This is a genomic window from Oceaniglobus trochenteri (assembly GCF_020529025.1).
In the GTDB taxonomy this organism is placed as follows: domain Bacteria; phylum Pseudomonadota; class Alphaproteobacteria; order Rhodobacterales; family Rhodobacteraceae; genus Oceaniglobus; species Oceaniglobus trochenteri.
Genome location: NZ_JACNMM010000004.1, coordinates 90670 through 107575 on the forward strand (window position 1 = coordinate 90670; position 16906 = coordinate 107575).

Sequence of the window (16906 nt, forward strand, 5' to 3'; positions counted from 1 at the left end):
CGCCACTGTGGCGCAAAAGCGGGGGCAGTATGGACCAGGGCAAACACGTTGCAATCATCGGCGCCGGCATCGTCGGCGTTTCAACCGCGATCTGGCTGTTGCGGGCCGGTCATCGTGTCACGCTGATCGACAGGGCCGGCCCGGGCGAGGGGACAAGCCACGGCAACGGCGGAGTTCTCGCCTCCTGTGCCATGGTGCCGGTGACGGGGCCGGGGCTGCTGCGGCGTGCGCCGGGCATGTTGCTGGACAGCGAACAGCCGCTGTTCCTGCGCTGGTCCTACCTGGCGAAACTTGCGCCCTGGCTGGTGAAATACCTGCGCCACGCCAATGCCCAGGACACCCGGCGCATCGCCGCCGCCATGGCGCCCATCGTGGGCGACAGCCTGGCCGATCACCAGGCGCTGGCCGCCGGAACCGGGGCGGAACACTGGATCGTGCCGTCGGATTACCTGTATATCTACAAGGACCGCGCACAGTTTCAGGGCGATGCCTTCGGCTGGGACATCCGCCGCGCCCACGGGTTTGAGTGGGATGAACTGGAGGGGGCCGCGCTCAGGGCCTATGATCCGATGTTCGCCGACGAACTGGGCTTTGCCGTGAAGATGGGCAACCATGGCCGCATTGCCGACCCGGGCCGTTACGTGAAGGATCTGGCGGCCCATGCCGTGGCGCAGGGGGCGAAACTGGTGATGGCCGACGTTTCCGACCTGGTGCGCGAAGGGGGCCGGGTGACGGGCCTGCGGGCGGGGGGCGAAACCATCGCCTGCGACGCGGCCGTCATCGCCACCGGCGTCTGGAGCAAGGCGCTGGCGGGCAAGCTGGGGATCGACGTGCCGCTGGAATCCGAACGCGGCTATCACATCGAGCTGTGGGAGCCGAGCGTCATGCCACGCGCGCCGGTCATGATCGCCTCGGGCAAATTCGTCGCCACGCCCATGCAGGGGCGGATCCGCCTGGCTGGGGTGGTTGAATTTGGCGGGCTTGAGGCGCCAGCATCGCGCCCGCCTTTCGATTTGCTGCTGCGCCATGCGAAAAAGGCGATGCCAGGGCTGACCTGGCAGCGCGCGGTCGAATGGATGGGCCATCGCCCGGCCCCCAGCGATTCGATACCGCTGATCGGCGAGGTGCCCGGCACCACCGGCGCCTACCTTGGGTTTGGCCATCACCACGTGGGGCTGACCGGCGGGCCAAAGACCGGGCGGCTTCTGGCGCAGGTGATCGGCGGGCACAGGCCGAATGTCGACATGACACCCTATGCCCCGGCGCGATTTGCCCGCTGACCCGCTGATCTTTGCCGCCCGTCACGGGCGCTGGGTGCTGGTGGGCGGATTGGTGGCGGGGGTATTGCTGCCCGGCCTTGCCGCCGTCCTGCGCCCCTTCGTGCCGCAGATGGTGGCGCTGCTGCTGTTCCTGGCGGCGCTGCGCATCGGCACCGGCGTCTTTGCCGGGGCGCTCAGGGCGCTGCCACTGACCGTCGGCGTTGTCCTGGCAGTGCAACTGGCGCTGCCGCTTCTGGTGATCGCGGGCGCAAGGGCGCTGGGCCTGGCCGATACGCCCACGGCGATCGCGCTTGCCATCATGTGTGCCGCGCCCTCGATCGTCGGGTCGCCCAACATGTGCCTGATGCTGGGGGCGCCGCCCGAACTGGCCATGCGGCTGCTGATCCTGGGCACAGCGCTGTTGCCGGTGACGGTGATCCCGGTCTTCTGGTTCCTGCCCCAGCTTGGCGCGGTGTCCGAGGTTCTGATCGCCGCGCTGCGCCTTCTGGCCGTGATCGCCCTTGCGGCGGGGGCCGGTTTCGCGCTGCGCCGCTTTGCCTGGCGCGCGCCGGGGGCGGTGGCGCTGGCCCGGCTGGATGGTGTTTCGGCGCTGGTTCTGGCGGTTTTCGTGGTCGGCCTGATGCCCGCGGTGGGCGGTGCGCTGCGTGGTGACCCCTGGGTCGCGGCCTATTGGATGGCCACGGTTCTGGTGGTGAATTTCGGCGCGCAGATCCTTGTCCACCGGATCATGCGGCAGCGGGGGGCGGGTGTCGCGGTGCCGGTCGCGCTGATTTCGGGCAATCGCAACATCGCGCTGTTCCTCGTGGCGCTGCCGCCCGAGGTGACGGCGCCGATCATGGTCTTCATCGGCTGCTATCAGATTCCGATGTTCCTGACCCCCCTGGTGATGGGGTGGGTCTATGGGCAGGGGGGGCGGCAAAACCCGGCCACGGGGTAAGATTTGGGCTGGTCCTGAGGCGCCGATCCTGTAGCCTCGCCCGCAAAGACCGAAAGAGAGACCATGCCCAAACCAACCGAACCCGCCATCTTCGATGGCCACAACGACGCCTTGCTGAAGCTGTTCAAGAACGGCGGCCTGGCGAATGCCGATCAGTTCACAAAGGGTTACGATGCGGCACTTGACCTGCCCAAGGCCCGCGCCGGTGGCTTTGGCGGTGGCTTCTTCGCGGTCTACGTGCCCTCGCCGGTGGATCTGGAACACAAGTTCATCGAGATGACGAAATCGCAGTACGACCTGCCGCTGCCCGATGCGATCCCGGCGGGCGAGGCCCTGCCGGTGGTCATGCACCAGGCGGCGATCCTCTTTGCGCTTGAGGCGCAGGGCACGCTCCGGGTCTGCCGCAGCGCCGCCGACATCCGCGCCGCGCTGAAGGCCGGGCAGCTTGCGGCGATCTTCCACATCGAAGGGGCCGAGGGCATCTCGGAAGACCTGCACACGCTGGATGTGCTTTATCAGGCGGGGCTGCGGTCGCTTGGCCCGGTCTGGAGCCGCCCGACGATCTTCGGCAACGGTGTGCCCTTCCGCTTTCCCAGCACCGGCGACATCGGCACGGGGCTGACCGATGCGGGCAAGCGGCTGGTGCGTCGTTGCAACGAATTGCGGGTGATGGTCGATCTCAGCCACCTGAACGAGGCCGGGTTCTGGGAGGTGGCAAAGCTGTCGGATGCGCCGCTGGTTGCGACCCATTCCAATGCCCACGCCCATTCGCCCCACGCCCGCAACCTGACCGACCGCCAGCTGGACGCGATCCGCGACAGCGATGGCATGGTGGGGCTGAACTTCGCCGTCGCCTTCCTGCGCGAGGACGGCAAGATGCAAAGCGACGTTCCGCTGAGCCAGATGATGCGTCATCTTGACCACATGATCGAACGGATGGGCGAAGACCGCGTCGGGCTGGGGTCGGACTACGACGGGGCGACAGTGCCGAAAGGACTGGACACGGTGGCCGATTTGCCCAACCTTCGGGAGGCGATGGCAGCGCATGGATACGACGCGCCGCTGATCGCCAAGCTGTGCCATGAAAACTGGCTGCGCGTACTGGAAAAAACCTGGGGCGAATAAACGCCCGACGCGCCACGACACAACAACAGAGAGGACCAAACCACATGACCGCTTTCAGCAGACTTCTATCCGGGGCCGCCATCGGCCTTGCCGTGGCCGTGACCGGCGGCGCCGCATTTGCCGAAACGCCCGCCAACATGCTGGTCATCGCCAACCGGATCGACGACATCACGACCCTGGATCCGGCGCAGAGCTTTGAATTCGCCGGTGCCGACGTGATCCGTAACGTCTATGGCAAGCTGGTGAACTTCGATCCTCTTGATCTTGAGGCCGGGTATCAGCCCGATCTGGCCGAAAGCTGGGAAGTGTCGGAAGACAAGAAGACCATCACCTTCACCATGCGCGACGGCGTCACCTTCCATTCGGGCAACCCGGTAACGGCGAAGGACGCCGAATTTTCGCTGCGCCGCGCGGTCATCCTGAACAAGACGCCCGCCTTCATCCTGTCGCAGTTCGGCTTTACCCCCGAGAATGTCGAGGAAACCATCGTCGCCGATGGCAACACCCTGACCATCAAGACCGACAAGCCCTATGCCACCTCCTTCGTTCTGAACTGCCTGACCGCGACCATCGGGTCGATCGTCGACATGAAGGAAGTCATGGCGCACGAGCAGGACGGCGACATGGGCAACACCTGGCTGGCAACCAACAGCGCCGGTTCGGGCGCCTACAAGGTGCAAAGCTGGAAGCCCAACGAATCCGTCACCATGACGTCGAACCCCGATTTCTACCTGGGCGCCCCGGCGATGGAGCGGGTGATCGTGCGCCACGTGCAGGAATCCGCCTCGCAGCGCCTGCTGCTTGAGCGTGGCGACATCGACATCGCCCGCAACCTCAACCCCGAAGACATCGCCGGCATCACCGGCGTTGACGGCGTGAAGATCGAGGAAGAGCTGAAGGGCCGCCTGATGTATGCCGCGCTGAACGGCAAGCATCCGGTTCTTTCCAAGCCAAAGGTCAAGCAGGCCTTCAAGTACCTGGTCGATTACGAAGGCATGCGCGACAGCTTCCTGAACGGTCAGTACACGATCCACCAGAACTTCCTGCCCCAGACCTATCTTGGCTCGGTCAAGGAAAACCCCTTCTCGCTGGATATCGAGAAGGCCAAGGCGCTTCTGGAAGAGGCGGGCGTGCCCGAGGGGTTCGAGTTCGAGGTCGGCGTGCGCGAGGCGCAGGAGCGGATCGAGATTGCCCAGTCGATGCAGAACCAGCTGTCGCAGGTGGGTATCAAGATGAACATCACCCTGGGCACCGCGGCGCAGATCCTGGCGCGTTACCGTGCGCGGGAACTGGACATGTATATCGGCGCCTGGGGCCCGGATTACCCCGATCCGCAGACCAACGCCGGCACCTTTGCCTATAACCCCGACAACTCGGACGAGGCGGGCGCGACCGGGCTTCTGGCCTGGCGCACGGCCTGGGATACGGGCGGCCTGACCGCAAAGACCGAAGCCGCCGTGGTGGAGGGCGATACCGAGAAACGCGCCCAGATGTACCGCGACATCCAGGCCGAGTTCCGCGAAATCTCGCCCTTTGTCATCATGTTCCAGCAGATCGAACAGTCGGCCCAGCGTGAGAACGTCACCGACTTCTCGACGGGGCAGGCGATCACCGCCGCGTCCTACTGGCAGGTCACCAAGTAAGTGGCCCTGAGCGATAACACAGGCGAAAGGCGCATCGGCGCGCCTTTCGCCGCCTTTGCGCTCGGCTCCCTGCGTACGCTGGCGTCGGTCGCTGTCACCATGCTGGGTCTGCTGTTCGTCACCTTCGTCATCGGGCGGGTGATGCCCATTGATCCGGTCCTTGCCATCGTGGGCGAACGGGCCTCGCAATCGACCTATGATGCGGTCTACGAACAGCTTGGGCTGGACAAGCCGCTAATCGTCCAGTTTCTCTATTATCTCGGCGACGTGCTGCGCGGCGATTTCGGCATCTCGACACTGAACGCCCGGCCCGTGGCCGAAGACATCCTGCGCGTCTTTCCCGCCACCCTGGAACTGGCCACCCTTGGCGTCATCATGGGCGTTGTCCTTGGCGTGCCGCTGGGCGTCGTCGCCGCCGTCAAGCGCGGTTCATGGGTGGACCAGGTGGCGCGGGTTGTTGCACTTGTCGGATATTCCATGCCGATTTTCTGGCTTGGTCTCATCGGATTGTTGATCTTTTACGGCATTCTGGGCTGGGTCGGCGGGCCTGGGCGGTTGGATATCTTCTATGTCGACATCGTCCCGCAGGTGACCGGCATGATCCTGGTCGATTCCGCGCTGGCGGGGGACTGGGCCGTGTTCCGCAACGCCTTTTCCCACCTGATCCTGCCCGCCTCGCTTCTGGGCTATTACTCGCTGGCCTACATCAGCCGGATGACCCGCAGTTTCATGCTGGAACAGCTGAGCGCCGAGTATGTCACCACCGCCCGGGTCAAGGGGATGAGCGAATGGGATGTCGTCTGGCGCCACGCCTTCCGCAACATCCGCGTGCAGCTGATCACGGTGATCGCGCTGTCCTATGCCGGCCTTCTGGAAGGGTCGGTCCTGACCGAGATCATCTTCTCCTGGCCCGGCATCGGCAGCTATATCACCACGGCCCTTCTGGCCGCCGACATGAACGCGGTTCTGGGCGGTACGGTGGTTGTCGGCCTTGTGTTCATCCTGCTGAACATCTTCTCCGACCTTCTGTACAAGGTCTTTGATCCCCGTGCAAAATAAGGTGTTTACATGAGCGATCAGACCCTGCGCCAATGGCTGCTGAGCGATACGCCCACCTCGCGGCGTCATGCCCGCATGGCCGCCTTCTACAAGGGGTGGCTGTCGTTTCGGGGCAATTCCATGGCCATGGTGGGCCTTGGCATCCTGGTGCTGCTGGGGCTGGTGGCGCTGTTCGCGCCGCTTCTGGCCCCCTACAGCCCCTTCGACCAGGATCTGGCCAACCGCCTGAAACCCCTGGGCACCGAGGGTCACATCCTCGGCACCGACAGCCTGGGGCGCGATACGCTCAGCCGGTTGATCTATGGCTCGCGGATCACGCTTTACATCGTGGCGCTTGTGGCCCTGATCGCGCCCATTGCCGGGCTGCTGATCGGAACCATCGCGGGCTATGTCGGCGGCTGGACCGATGCCGTTCTCATGCGGATCACCGACATTTTCCTGGCCTTCCCGCGCCTTGTTCTGGCGCTGGCCTTTGTCGCCGCCCTGGGCGCGGGGATCGAAAACGCGGTGCTGGCCATCTCGCTTACCGCCTGGCCGCCCTATGCCCGGATCGCCCGGGCCGAAACCCTGACCATCCGCAGTTCCGATTTCATCAGCGCGATCAAGTTGCAGGGCGCCGGGCCGCTTCGCATCATCACCAAGCATATCTGGCCGCTGTGCATTTCCTCGCTGATCGTGCGGGTCACGCTGGACATGGCGGGCATCATCCTTGCCGCCGCCGGCCTTGGCTTTTTGGGCCTTGGCGCGCAGCCGCCCAGCCCGGAATGGGGCGCGATGATCTCCGAGGGGCGGCGGTTCATCCTGGATCACTGGTGGGTGGCAACCATGCCGGGCCTTGCGATCTTCACCGTCTCGCTGGCCTTCAACCTGCTGGGCGACGGGTTGCGCGATGTGCTTGACCCGAAGGACAGTGGCCAATGACCCTGCTTGATGTTGAAAACCTCTGGGTGAAGTTTCCCACCCGGCAAGGCGTCTTCGATGCGGTGCGCGGCGTGTCCTTCACCCTGGGCAAGGAGCGTCTGGGCATCGTTGGCGAATCCGGCAGCGGAAAATCCATGACCGGGCGGGCGATCCTGCGCCTGATCCGGCCCCCCGGCATCGTCGAGGCCGATCATATCGCGCTGGAGGGGCGCGACCTGATGCAGATTTCCGAAAAGGAGATGCGCGGGGTGCGGGGCCAGCAGATCTCGATGGTGATGCAGGACCCGAAATTCTCGCTCAACCCGGTGATGACCATCGGCGATCAACTGGTCGAGGCTTATCGTCTGGCGCACAAGTCGGGCCGCTCGAACGCGCGGCAGGCTTCGATTGCCGCGCTGGAATCGGTTTCGATCCGCGATCCCGAACGGGTGATGCGGGCCTATCCGCACGAGATGTCGGGCGGCATGGGCCAGCGGATCATGATCGCCATGATGCTTATTCCCGGTCCGCAGATCCTGATCGCGGACGAACCCACCAGCGCCCTGGACGTTTCGGTTCAGCGCCAGGTGCTGTCGATCATGGACGATCTTGTCACCTCGCGGGGGATGGGCCTGATCTTCATTTCCCACGATCTGAACCTAGTTGCCGATTTCTGTGACCGTGTCCTGATCATGTATGCGGGCCGGGTGGTCGAGGTTTGCGATGCCGACAAGCTGCACCAGGCGACGCATCCCTATACCCGCGGGCTTCTCAATTCGCTGCCGCGGCTGGATCAGCCCCGCGGCAAGCTGGACGTGCTGAAACGCGATCCCGCCTGGTCGGACGCCCCAAGTGTGAGTGGCCGCGCATGAGCATGTTGTCCGTCGAAAACCTGAACGTCTGGTTTGGCCGGGGCCATGACAGGGTAAACGCGGTGCAGGGCGCCAGTTTCGCGGTCGACAAGGGCGAGAGTTTTGGCCTTGTCGGGGAATCCGGGTCGGGAAAATCCACCATCCTCAAGGCGATCACCGGCCTGGCGCCCACCTGGGACGGAAAGATCACGGTGGATGGTCAGGAACTGACCCAGGGGCGCGTCAAATCCTTCTACAAGACGGTGCAGATGGTGTTCCAGGACCCATATGCATCGCTTCATCCGCGCCATTCGGTCGACGGGGTGCTGGGCGAAACGCTGCACCTGCACGGCTTCCGCGACATCGACGCGCGGGTGGTCAAGCTGCTGGACGATGTGGGGCTGGGGCAGAAGTTCCGCTTCCGCTATCCCCACCAACTGTCTGGCGGGCAACGGCAAAGGGTGGCGATTGCCCGCGCATTGGCGGCCGAGCCCAGAATTCTCTTGCTGGATGAACCCACCTCGGCCTTGGATGTTTCGGTGCAGGCCGAAATCCTGAACCTGCTGACCGATCTGCGGGCCGAACATGGCCTGACCTATGTGATGGTGTCCCATGACCTTGCGGTGGTGGGGCATATGTGCGGGCGGCTGGCCGTGATGAAGGACAGCCGTATCGTCGAAGTGATGGATGTGGACAGCCTGCGCGCAAGACGGGCCGAACATCCCTATTCGCAGGAGCTGCTGCGCAATTCGGTCGGGGCCTGACCCCGGCGACGGAGGAGACAGAGATGCTGATGGGTCTGCACCATGTGCAACTGGCCATGCCCAAGGGAGGAGAGGCCGACGCGCGGGCGTTTTACGGCGGTGTCCTGCGGATGGCCGAACAGCCCAAGCCCGAGGCCCTGGCCAAACGGGGCGGGTGCTGGTTCGAATCCGGGTCGGTGCGGGTTCATCTGGGGGTGGAAACGCCATTTGCCCCGGCGGTGAAGGCGCACCCCGGCTTTCTTGTCGCCTCGCTTTCGGTGGTGCGCGACAGGCTGGATGCGGCGGGCGTCACCTACGAGGCCGATGGCGATTACCCCGGCTTCAACCGCATCTACATCACCGATCCCTTCGGCAACCGGATCGAGCTTCTGGAACGGGCCGACTGACACTTTTCCTTTGCATGCGGCCCGGCTAGGGTTCGCGGGCAACTTCGGGGAGACGTATCATGTGGCAGTTCTGGGTCGATCGCGGCGGCACCTTCACCGATATCGTGGCGCGCCGCCCCGACGGAAACGTCGTGGCCCACAAGCTGCTGAGCGAGAACCCCGAAGCCTACCGCGACGCCGCGGTGCATGGCATCCGCCATCTTCTGGGACTGGCGGGCGATGACCCGATCCCCGAAGGCACCATCGAGGCGGTCAAGATGGGCACCACGGTGGCCACAAATGCGCTGCTGGAGCGCAAGGGCGAAGGCACCGTTCTGGCGATCACCGCCGGAATGCGGGATTTGTTGCAAATAGGCTATCAGAACCGGCCCCGCCTGTTCGATCTGCACATCAAATTGCCTGAAATGTTGTATTCCGACGTGATCGAGGTAGAAGAGCGCCTGGCCGCCGACGGCACCATCGTCACCCCCCTGAACGATGAAAAGCTGCGGGCACAGTTTCAGGCCGCCTTCGATGACGGCTATCGCGCGATCGCCATCGGTTTCGCCCATGGCTATCGGTTTTCCGACCATGAAAAGGCGGCGGGCCAGATCGCCCGCGATATCGGTTTCACCCAGGTCTCGCTCAGCCACGAGGTATCGCCGCTGATCAAGCTGGTCAGCCGGGGCGATACCACGGTTGTCGATGCCTATCTCTCGCCCATCCTGCGCCGCTACGTCGCGCAGGTCAGCGATGCGCTGGGGGGCGAGGGCGCGCTGATGTTCATGCAAAGCAGCGGCGGGCTGACCGATGCGGCGATGTTCCAGGGCAAGGATTCCATTCTGTCCGGCCCGGCGGGCGGTGTCGTGGGCATGGCGCGCACGGCCCAGGGGGCGGGGTATGACCGGCTGATCGGGTTCGACATGGGCGGCACCAGCACCGACGTCTGCCACTTTGCCGGCGAATACGAACGCAGCTTCGAAACCGAGGTGGCAGGCGTGCGCATGCGCGCCCCGATGATGAGCATTCACACCGTGGCTGCCGGGGGTGGTTCGATCCTGTCGTTCCGGCAGGGCCGCTTGCAGGTCGGCCCCGAAAGTGCGGGCGCCGATCCGGGGCCGGCCGCCTATCGCCGGGGCGGGCCGCTGACGGTGACCGACTGCAACGTGCTTCTGGGCAAGATCAACCCCGATATCTTCCCCCATGTCTTTGGCCCCGACGGCGATCAGCCGCTGGATGTGCAGGCGGTGCGCGACGGTTTTGTCGCCCTGGCGCGCGAGATGGCCCAGGAATTGGGCGATGAGGAACGAAGGCCCGAAGAGCTGGCCGAGGGCTTCCTGCGCATTGCTGTTGAAAACATGGCCAACGCGATCAAGAAGATCAGCGTTCAGCGCGGCTATGACGTGACCGGATACACCATGAATTGCTTCGGCGGGGCAGGGGGGCAGCATGCCTGCCTTGTGGCCGATGTGCTGGGCATGAAGCGGATCTATGTTCACCCCTTCGCGGGCGTGCTGTCGGCTTTCGGTATGGGGCTGGCCGATGTGCGCGAGATCCGTGAACACCAGTTCGCCGGTGCGCTTGATGATTCCGGCGCGCGCGAGGTGCTGGACGGTATCGCCGAAAGCGCCCGGGCGGCGGTGGCGAAACAGGGGATTGCCGCCGAGGCGATCCGCCTGATCGAAACCGCCCATGTGCGCACCGACGGCGGCCACCAGGCCCTGCCGGTGCCCTTCGATACGCCCGCCAAGATGCGCGCCGCCTTCGATGCCGCCCACAAGGCGCGCTTCGGTTTCGTTCCCGCCTATGACCGGCTGATCCTCGACGTGCTGACGGTTGAGGCGGTGGGCGAAACGGGCGAGGCGGTGACACTGCCGCGCGCCATCGGAGGCGCCCCCGATGCCACCACGCCCATGTTCACCGAAGGCGACTGGCGTGACGTGCCGCTGATCGACCGCGCCTCTCTAACCCCCGGCACCACGGTGAAGGGCCCGGCCGTCATCTTCGAGCCTACGGGCACCAACATCGTCGAACCCGGCTGGGCCGCCCACACTCCCGATGGCGCCGACCTGATCCTTGAACGCATCGTGCCGCTTGAGCGGGCCGAGGCGGTGGGAACCCGCGTCGATCCGATCATGCTCGAGGTGTTCAACAACCTTTTCATGTCCATCGCCGAACAGATGGGGGCGACTCTGGCGAACACGGCCTATTCGGTCAACATCAAGGAACGATACGATTTTTCCTGTGCGATCTTCGATCCGAACGGCGATCTGGTGGCCAATGCGCCCCATGTGCCAGTGCACCTCGGCTCGATGAGCCAAAGCGTGCGCACGGTGCTGGCCCAGAACGCGGGCAGCCTGAAACCGGGCGATGTGATCATGATGAACAATCCGTTCAACGGTGGAACCCATCTGCCCGACATCACCGTCATCACCCCGGTGTTTGAAGGCGACGACATCGCCTTCATCGTCGCCTCGCGCGGGCATCATGCCGATATCGGCGGCACGACCCCCGGATCGGCCCCCCCCGACAGCACCCATATCGAAGAGGAAGGGGTGGTGATCGAGAACTTCAAGCTGGTGGATCAGGGCGAATTGCAGCGCGAGGCCGCCGAGGCCCTGCTGCGCGGGGCGAAATATCCCGCCCGTAATGTCGCCCAGAACATGGCCGACCTTTCCGCCCAGATCGCCGCCAATGCGACCGGCGTGGCCGAATTGCAGCGCATCACCGGCCAGTTCGGGCTGGAGACGGTTCACGCCTACATGCGCCACGTTCAGGACAACGCCGAGGAATCCGTGCGCCGGGTGCTGGACGTGCTGAAGGATTGCGCCTTCACCTATACGCTGGATTCCGGTCAGCAGATCGCGGTGAAGATCACCGTCGATGCCAGGGCCCGTAGCGCGGTGATCGACTTTGCCGGCACCTCGCCCCAGGACGGCGGCAACTACAACGCGCCGCTGGCGATCTGCCGGGCGGCGGTTCTCTATGTCTTCCGCTGCCTGGTGGGCAGCGATATTCCCATGAACGAAGGCTGCCTGAAACCGCTCGATCTGCGGGTGCCCGAGGGCTGCATGATCAACCCGGCCTATCCGGCGGCGGTGATCGCCGGCAATACCGAGGTCAGCCAGGCGATCACCGAAACGCTCTTTGGGGCGCTGGGGGTGCTGGCGGGCAGCCAGGGGACGATGAACAACTTCGTCTATGGCAACGATGTGCATCAGAACTATGAAACCATCTGCGGCGGCACCGGCGCGGGCGAGGGGTTTGCCGGGGCCAGTGGCGTGCATTCGCACATGACCAACACCCGCATGACCGACCCCGAGGTTCTGGAATCCCGCTTCCCGGTGCGGGTGGACCGGTTCGAGATCCGCCGCGGTTCGGGCGGGGCGGGGCGCTGGCCGGGGGGCGATGGCATCCTGCGCGAATTGCGCTTTCTCGAAGATATGACAGTTACCGTCCTCTCGTCGCACCGTGAAACCCGGCCTTTCGGGGCCAATGGCGGGGGCGATGGCAAGCCGGGGCGCAACGCGGTGCGCCGGGCGGATGGCACGGTTGAACCCCTGCGCGGCAACGATTCCGCTGAACTGCATCCCGGCGATGTCTTCATCATGGAAACGCCGGGGGGCGGCGGTTACGGCGCGGCCTAACTGCAAATCCCGGCGGTCGGCGCATCTTTCCAGGGCAGGGTGACGGCGGCGCGCGCCACCCGGCTGTGCGGTTCCAGGCCCGGGAAATAGGGGCGCAGCATCTGGTAAAGCCGCCGGGTGCGCGCCCCCTCGGGGTCAAGCGCGCGGCAACAGACAAACTCCTCGACGATGCCGCCCTGCTGTTCGTATCCGAAGCTCAGGAAATCCTGGCCCGCCTTCAAGTCGAACAGGTACGGATCAGCGCCGGGGCGGTGTTCGGCCGCCGCGCGCAGGGGGTGATAGCCGGTGACGGCACGGTTCTGCCATTGCCAGACATGGGTCATTTCGTGGGCGATGAACATGGCCCGCGCCAGGGGCAGGGTGTCGGGATAACCGGGCAGGTAGTTGTCACGGTAGACCCGCCGGGCCGCGAACATCCGGTCGAACAGCACGAAGGCGGCGGTCGAGATGCGGACATCGCCGGTTTCGGGGTGGCGGATACGTTCGCGGCAGGCCAGGGCGGGGCGCGGCGGGCGGGTGCGGGTGATGTTGCCGATCAGCGCGCCCTTGGCGATGCGCACCGGCGCGGGGTTCAACGCGGCGCCCTGCACCGTGGCGGCAAAGGCCCTTTCCTCCACGCTCAGCGGGCGCGCGCAGGCGGCAAGCGCAAGCAGGAGAAGGGGCAGGAGGATCGCGCGCATGGGGTTGATGTTAAGGCGGAAATCCCGATGGGGCGAGCATTGGTTTTGCGTTTCACGCCGGCGTGATCCTTGCTAGGGTGATCTGGATCAATGCGGCCTGCGCGCTGCCCGGCCAGACTGGCCCCAACCAGACCCGAAGCCAGATTCGAAGGAGCGACGATGATCCGCCTTGCCCTTGCCGCCACCACGCTTGCCACCCTCGCCGCCTGTGTGCCCCCGCCCGCCGAGGTGGGGCGCGGGCTTTATGCCGAGTCCTGCACCGCCTGCCATGGCGCGACCGGCAAGGGCGACGGAGACCTGGCGGGCAACCTGGGCAAACCCGTGCCCGACCTCACGCAGCTTTCCGCCCGCAACGGCGGCACCTTCCCCCGCACCTATGTCATGGGGGTGATCGACGGCTTCTCGCGCGAGGGCGATCCGCACAGCGTGATGCCGGAATTCGGCGCCGGGATGGAGGACGACATGCTTGTCCCCGTCGATACCGGAGACGGCCGCGCCACCCCGACACCGGCGCCGCTGGTGGCCCTGGCGGCTTATCTGGAACGGTTGCAGGAGTGAGACGCGCCCGGCAAAAGGTCCGGTGGACCTTTTTCAGCGTCGAACGCGCGGAGCGCAGGCGCGTCGCCGGGCGGTTCGATCCACCGCCTCAACGATCAAAGTCCGAAGCAAAAGCCCCCCAGACGCACTTGCCCGTTTAGACCAAAAAAACGCCCTGCCGTGATGACTCGCCCGGCGGCACCGCCGGGCAGCGCCCGAACCGCCCCCACGGGGCGGGCGCTTCTCGCCCACCCCTCGGTCCGGGCGCTGCCCTCCGTGTTGGCCGTGATGGTTTTCTTAATAAGTCGTCTCTTTTAAGATATTCAATTATCTTTTAGCCACTTATCTGCCATTGGATGCCTGTTTTTCGATAGGTGGTTGAGAAAAATCCATCTGATCAAACCCTTGTTCTTTTCCACTGGAAGAGGGATGTGAAATAGAAAGGTGTAAATGAAGCTAAGAATTATCGACAAACCTCCAAATACCATCGAAAATTTCTGGGGTGCGGTTACACCTGGCGTAAAGAGTAGGTCAAGCTGTATTGTGAGAAAATAGTAACCAATGGCACCAAAGGGGATGAGCATCGCTATGAATGCAAAGAAAAATGCTAAGGCAAACATGGTCGAAACAGGCATTATCTCCTTTATGAAATAATTTGAGAACATGGAAATTCCAAGTGAAGCGTCATTTTCATTTCCTTGAAGGAGACCATAAATATTGGCGGAGAAACCTGAAATAAGGACTCGCCCACCTTCTCTTGCCTTCAAGGTCAAAGCAACCGATAGGTGGCAAAGAGAAATCGCGGAAATTAGAAAGAGAACGCCAGTTGTTGCCAGAAAGTATGACAAAGGTATATCTAGTTCAAAACTCTGAATCTTCACTTTTAAAGTATCACCAGATCTTAGGGATGTTATTATTAGATAGGCAAGAACTATTTGCCCATAGATTTTGATAAATTGACGTGTTGCCTTTTTCTCCAAATTTAGAAGAATCTCGTACCTCCCGGTCCACGTGTTTGACTCTCGATTCAATTTTCGGAGAGTAGTATCAAATTCATGAACTTTGAGACGTCTAATGGAGATACATTTATTCTTCATGTCTCAAACATCCAACTCCTCCACAAACTGCGCGTTCTCGCTGATGTACTGGAACCGCAATTCCGGTTTCTTGCCCATCAGGCGTTCCACCAGGTCGCCGGTTTCGCCGGGTTCGTCCTCGTCGATCGTCACGCGGATCAGTTTGCGGGTTTCGGGGTTCATGGTCGTGTCTTTCAGGTCTTTCGCGTCCATTTCGCCCAGGCCCTTGAAGCGTGACACGTCGATCTTGCCCTTGCCGCCCAGACCCTTGGCCAGCCAGACATCACGCTCGGCCTCGTCCAGGCAATAGACGCGCTTGGCGCCCTGGGTCAGGCGGAAGAGGGGCGGGCAGGCCAGGTACAGGTGCCCCGCGTCGATCATCGGGCGCATCTGGGTGAAGAAGAAAGTCATCAAGAGGGAGGCGATATGCGCGCCGTCCACGTCGGCGTCAGTCATGATGATGATCTTGTCATAGCGCAGGTCGTCGACGTTGAACTTCGTCCCCATGCCCACGCCCAGAGCCTGGCAGAGATCGGAAATCTCGGCGTTGCTGCCCAATTTGGACGAGGCGGCGCCCAGCACGTTCAGGATCTTGCCGCGCAGGGGCAGCAGGGCCTGTGTCTTGCGTTCGCGCGCCATCTTCGCCGACCCGCCGGCCGAATCGCCCTCGACGATGAAAAGCTCGGTGCCCGAACGGTCGGTGGCCGAACAATCCACCAGCTTGCCGGGCAGGCGCAGCTTTTTCGTGGCGGTCTTGCGGGCGGTTTCCTTTTCCTGGCGCCGGCGCATCCGTTCCTCGGCGCGCAGCACCAGGAAATCGAGGATCGCGCCCGCCGCCTTGGTATCGGCGGCCAGCCAGTTGTCGAAGTGGTCGCGCACGGCCCCTTCCACCAGGCGGCCCGCCTCGGTGGTGGCCAGTCGGTCCTTGGTCTGGCCGACGAATTCGGGTTCGCGGATGAAGCAGGACACCAGCGCACAGCCCCCGCCCATCAGGTCATCGCGCGAGATGTCCTTGGCCTTGCGGTTGTTGATCAGTTCACCATAGGCGCGGATGCCCTTCAGGATCGCCGACCAGAAGCCCGCCTCATGCGTCCCGCCCTCGGGGGTGGGGACGGTGTTGCAATAGCTTTGGGTGAAGCCGTCGCGCGCCGGGGTCCAGTTGATGGCCCATTCGACGCTGCCGGGGGTGTTGAACTTGTCCTGGAAGCTGACCTTGCCCGCGAAGGGGCGGTCGGAATAGGTGACCGCGCCGCCCAGGGTTTCGTTCAGGTAATCGGCCAGCCCGCCGGGAAAGTGGAACACCGCCTCGGTCGGGGTTTCGCCGTCGTCGATGGCCGATTTCCAGCGGATCTCGACCCCCGAGAACAGGTAGGCCTTCGAGCGGATGGATTTGAACAGGCGCGCGGGCTTGAACCGGTGATGGCCGAAGATCTGTTCGTCGGCGTGGAAGGTCACCGTGGTGCCGCGCCGGTTGGGGGCGGCGCCGATCTTCTCGACCGGGCCAAGGGGCACGCCCCGCGAAAAGCGCTGTTCGTGCAACTCCTTGTTCAGGGCGACCTGAACCACCATCGAATCGCTGAGCGCATTGACGACCGAGGCCCCGACGCCGTGCAGGCCCCCCGATGTCTGATAGGCCTTGCCCGAAAACTTGCCGCCCGCGTGCAGGGTGCACAGGATCACCTCAAGCGCGGATTTGCCCGGGAACTTGGGGTGCGGGTCCACCGGGATGCCGCGGCCGTTGTCGCGGATGGTGACGGCGTAATCTGCGTGCAGCTCAACTTCGATCCGGTTGGCATGGCCTGCCACGGCCTCGTCCATCGAGTTGTCCAGAACCTCGGCCACCAGGTGGTGCAGGGCGCGTTCGTCGGTGCCGCCGATATACATGCCCGGCCGCTTGCGTACCGGTTCAAGCCCTTCAAGAACCTCGATCGAGGATGCGTCATAAACCTCGGGCTCTGCCCCGGACAGAAGATCGTCGTTGGCCATTGTGCTGCTCATTTTTATGTTACCCGGCACAGTATGGCATTTGCGCCGGGGCCGGG

Annotated in this window: 14 protein-coding genes; 11 read left to right on the forward strand and 3 right to left on the reverse strand. The window is 63.8% G+C overall.

Going from position 1 to position 16906, the window contains the following annotated elements:
* The first annotated feature begins 29 nt into the window (after positions 1 to 29).
* The 10 genes from H7828_RS07805 (at position 30) to H7828_RS07850 (ending at position 12571) form a co-directional block, all read left to right on the forward strand.
* Complete coding sequence (locus tag H7828_RS07805) at positions 30 to 1280, forward strand: NAD(P)/FAD-dependent oxidoreductase (RefSeq protein WP_226780458.1); 1251 nt, start codon at positions 30 to 32, stop codon at positions 1278 to 1280.
* Complete coding sequence (locus H7828_RS07810; protein ID WP_226780459.1) at positions 1255 to 2217, forward strand: hypothetical protein; 963 nt, start codon at positions 1255 to 1257, stop codon at positions 2215 to 2217. Before H7828_RS07805 ends, H7828_RS07810 begins: the two co-directional genes overlap by 26 nt.
* 63 nt (positions 2218 to 2280) lie before the next feature.
* Positions 2281 to 3342 carry a dipeptidase gene (locus H7828_RS07815; protein ID WP_226780460.1) on the forward strand — a complete coding sequence of 354 codons (1062 nt, stop codon included), beginning with the start codon at positions 2281 to 2283 and terminating at the stop codon, positions 3340 to 3342.
* 44 nt (positions 3343 to 3386) lie between these two features.
* Complete coding sequence (locus H7828_RS07820) at positions 3387 to 4985, forward strand: ABC transporter substrate-binding protein (protein ID WP_226780461.1); 1599 nt, start codon at positions 3387 to 3389, stop codon at positions 4983 to 4985.
* Positions 4986 to 6044, forward strand: coding sequence for an ABC transporter permease (locus H7828_RS07825; protein ID WP_226780462.1), 1059 nt, complete (start codon positions 4986 to 4988; stop codon positions 6042 to 6044). It abuts the gene before it with no gap.
* A 9-nt stretch (positions 6045 to 6053) separates the two neighbouring features.
* Positions 6054 to 6965, forward strand: coding sequence for an ABC transporter permease (locus tag H7828_RS07830; RefSeq protein WP_226780463.1), 912 nt, complete (start codon positions 6054 to 6056; stop codon positions 6963 to 6965).
* Entirely contained in the window at positions 6962 to 7816 is an 855-nt protein-coding gene (locus tag H7828_RS07835; protein WP_226780464.1) for an ABC transporter ATP-binding protein, read from the forward strand. The genes H7828_RS07830 and H7828_RS07835 overlap by 4 nt, the downstream gene beginning before the upstream one ends.
* Positions 7813 to 8559, forward strand: coding sequence for an ABC transporter ATP-binding protein (locus tag H7828_RS07840; RefSeq protein ID WP_226780465.1), 747 nt, complete (start codon positions 7813 to 7815; stop codon positions 8557 to 8559). The genes H7828_RS07835 and H7828_RS07840 overlap by 4 nt, the downstream gene beginning before the upstream one ends.
* Before the next feature lie 23 nt (positions 8560 to 8582).
* Complete coding sequence (locus H7828_RS07845) at positions 8583 to 8945, forward strand: VOC family protein (protein WP_226780466.1); 363 nt, start codon at positions 8583 to 8585, stop codon at positions 8943 to 8945.
* Positions 8946 to 9004: 59 nt separating this feature from the next.
* Positions 9005 to 12571 carry a hydantoinase B/oxoprolinase family protein gene (locus H7828_RS07850; RefSeq protein WP_226780467.1) on the forward strand — a complete coding sequence of 1189 codons (3567 nt, stop codon included), beginning with the start codon at positions 9005 to 9007 and terminating at the stop codon, positions 12569 to 12571.
* Here H7828_RS07850 and H7828_RS07855 read toward each other — a convergent pair.
* Positions 12568 to 13251 (reverse strand): hypothetical protein, encoded by a 684-nt coding sequence (locus H7828_RS07855; RefSeq protein ID WP_226780468.1) that lies wholly within the window; start codon positions 13249 to 13251, stop codon positions 12568 to 12570. The genes H7828_RS07850 and H7828_RS07855 overlap by 4 nt on opposite strands.
* A gap of 159 nt (positions 13252 to 13410) precedes the next feature.
* On the opposite strand from H7828_RS07855, the gene H7828_RS07860 reads away from it, so the two are divergent.
* Positions 13411 to 13809 carry a c-type cytochrome gene (locus H7828_RS07860; protein WP_245398628.1) on the forward strand — a complete coding sequence of 133 codons (399 nt, stop codon included), beginning with the start codon at positions 13411 to 13413 and terminating at the stop codon, positions 13807 to 13809.
* A 302-nt stretch (positions 13810 to 14111) separates the two neighbouring features.
* On the opposite strand, the gene H7828_RS07865 is transcribed toward H7828_RS07860, so the two are convergent.
* Positions 14112 to 14885, reverse strand: a complete 774-nt coding sequence (locus H7828_RS07865) for a hypothetical protein (RefSeq protein WP_226780469.1) — start codon at positions 14883 to 14885, stop codon at positions 14112 to 14114.
* 3 nt (positions 14886 to 14888) lie between these two features.
* Complete coding sequence (parE, locus tag H7828_RS07870; RefSeq protein WP_226780470.1) at positions 14889 to 16850, reverse strand: DNA topoisomerase IV subunit B; 1962 nt, start codon at positions 16848 to 16850, stop codon at positions 14889 to 14891.
* Between the last annotated feature and the right edge of the window lie 56 nt (positions 16851 to 16906).

Coding starts and splice junctions, on each gene's coding strand:
- H7828_RS07805 (WP_226780458.1), top strand. CDS start 30: ATGGACCAGGGCAAACACGTTGCAATCATCGGCGCCGGCATCGTCGGC.
- H7828_RS07810 (WP_226780459.1), top strand. CDS start 1,255: ATGCCCCGGCGCGATTTGCCCGCTGACCCGCTGATCTTTGCCGCCCGT.
- H7828_RS07815 (WP_226780460.1), top strand. CDS start 2,281: ATGCCCAAACCAACCGAACCCGCCATCTTCGATGGCCACAACGACGCC.
- H7828_RS07820 (WP_226780461.1), top strand. CDS start 3,387: ATGACCGCTTTCAGCAGACTTCTATCCGGGGCCGCCATCGGCCTTGCC.
- H7828_RS07830 (WP_226780463.1), top strand. CDS start 6,054: ATGAGCGATCAGACCCTGCGCCAATGGCTGCTGAGCGATACGCCCACC.
- H7828_RS07835 (WP_226780464.1), top strand. CDS start 6,962: ATGACCCTGCTTGATGTTGAAAACCTCTGGGTGAAGTTTCCCACCCGG.
- H7828_RS07840 (WP_226780465.1), top strand. CDS start 7,813: ATGAGCATGTTGTCCGTCGAAAACCTGAACGTCTGGTTTGGCCGGGGC.
- H7828_RS07845 (WP_226780466.1), top strand. CDS start 8,583: ATGCTGATGGGTCTGCACCATGTGCAACTGGCCATGCCCAAGGGAGGA.
- H7828_RS07850 (WP_226780467.1), top strand. CDS start 9,005: ATGTGGCAGTTCTGGGTCGATCGCGGCGGCACCTTCACCGATATCGTG.
- H7828_RS07855 (WP_226780468.1), bottom strand. CDS start 13,251: ATGCGCGCGATCCTCCTGCCCCTTCTCCTGCTTGCGCTTGCCGCCTGC.
- H7828_RS07860 (WP_245398628.1), top strand. CDS start 13,411: ATGATCCGCCTTGCCCTTGCCGCCACCACGCTTGCCACCCTCGCCGCC.
- H7828_RS07865 (WP_226780469.1), bottom strand. CDS start 14,885: ATGAAGAATAAATGTATCTCCATTAGACGTCTCAAAGTTCATGAATTT.
- parE (WP_226780470.1), bottom strand. CDS start 16,850: ATGGCCAACGACGATCTTCTGTCCGGGGCAGAGCCCGAGGTTTATGAC.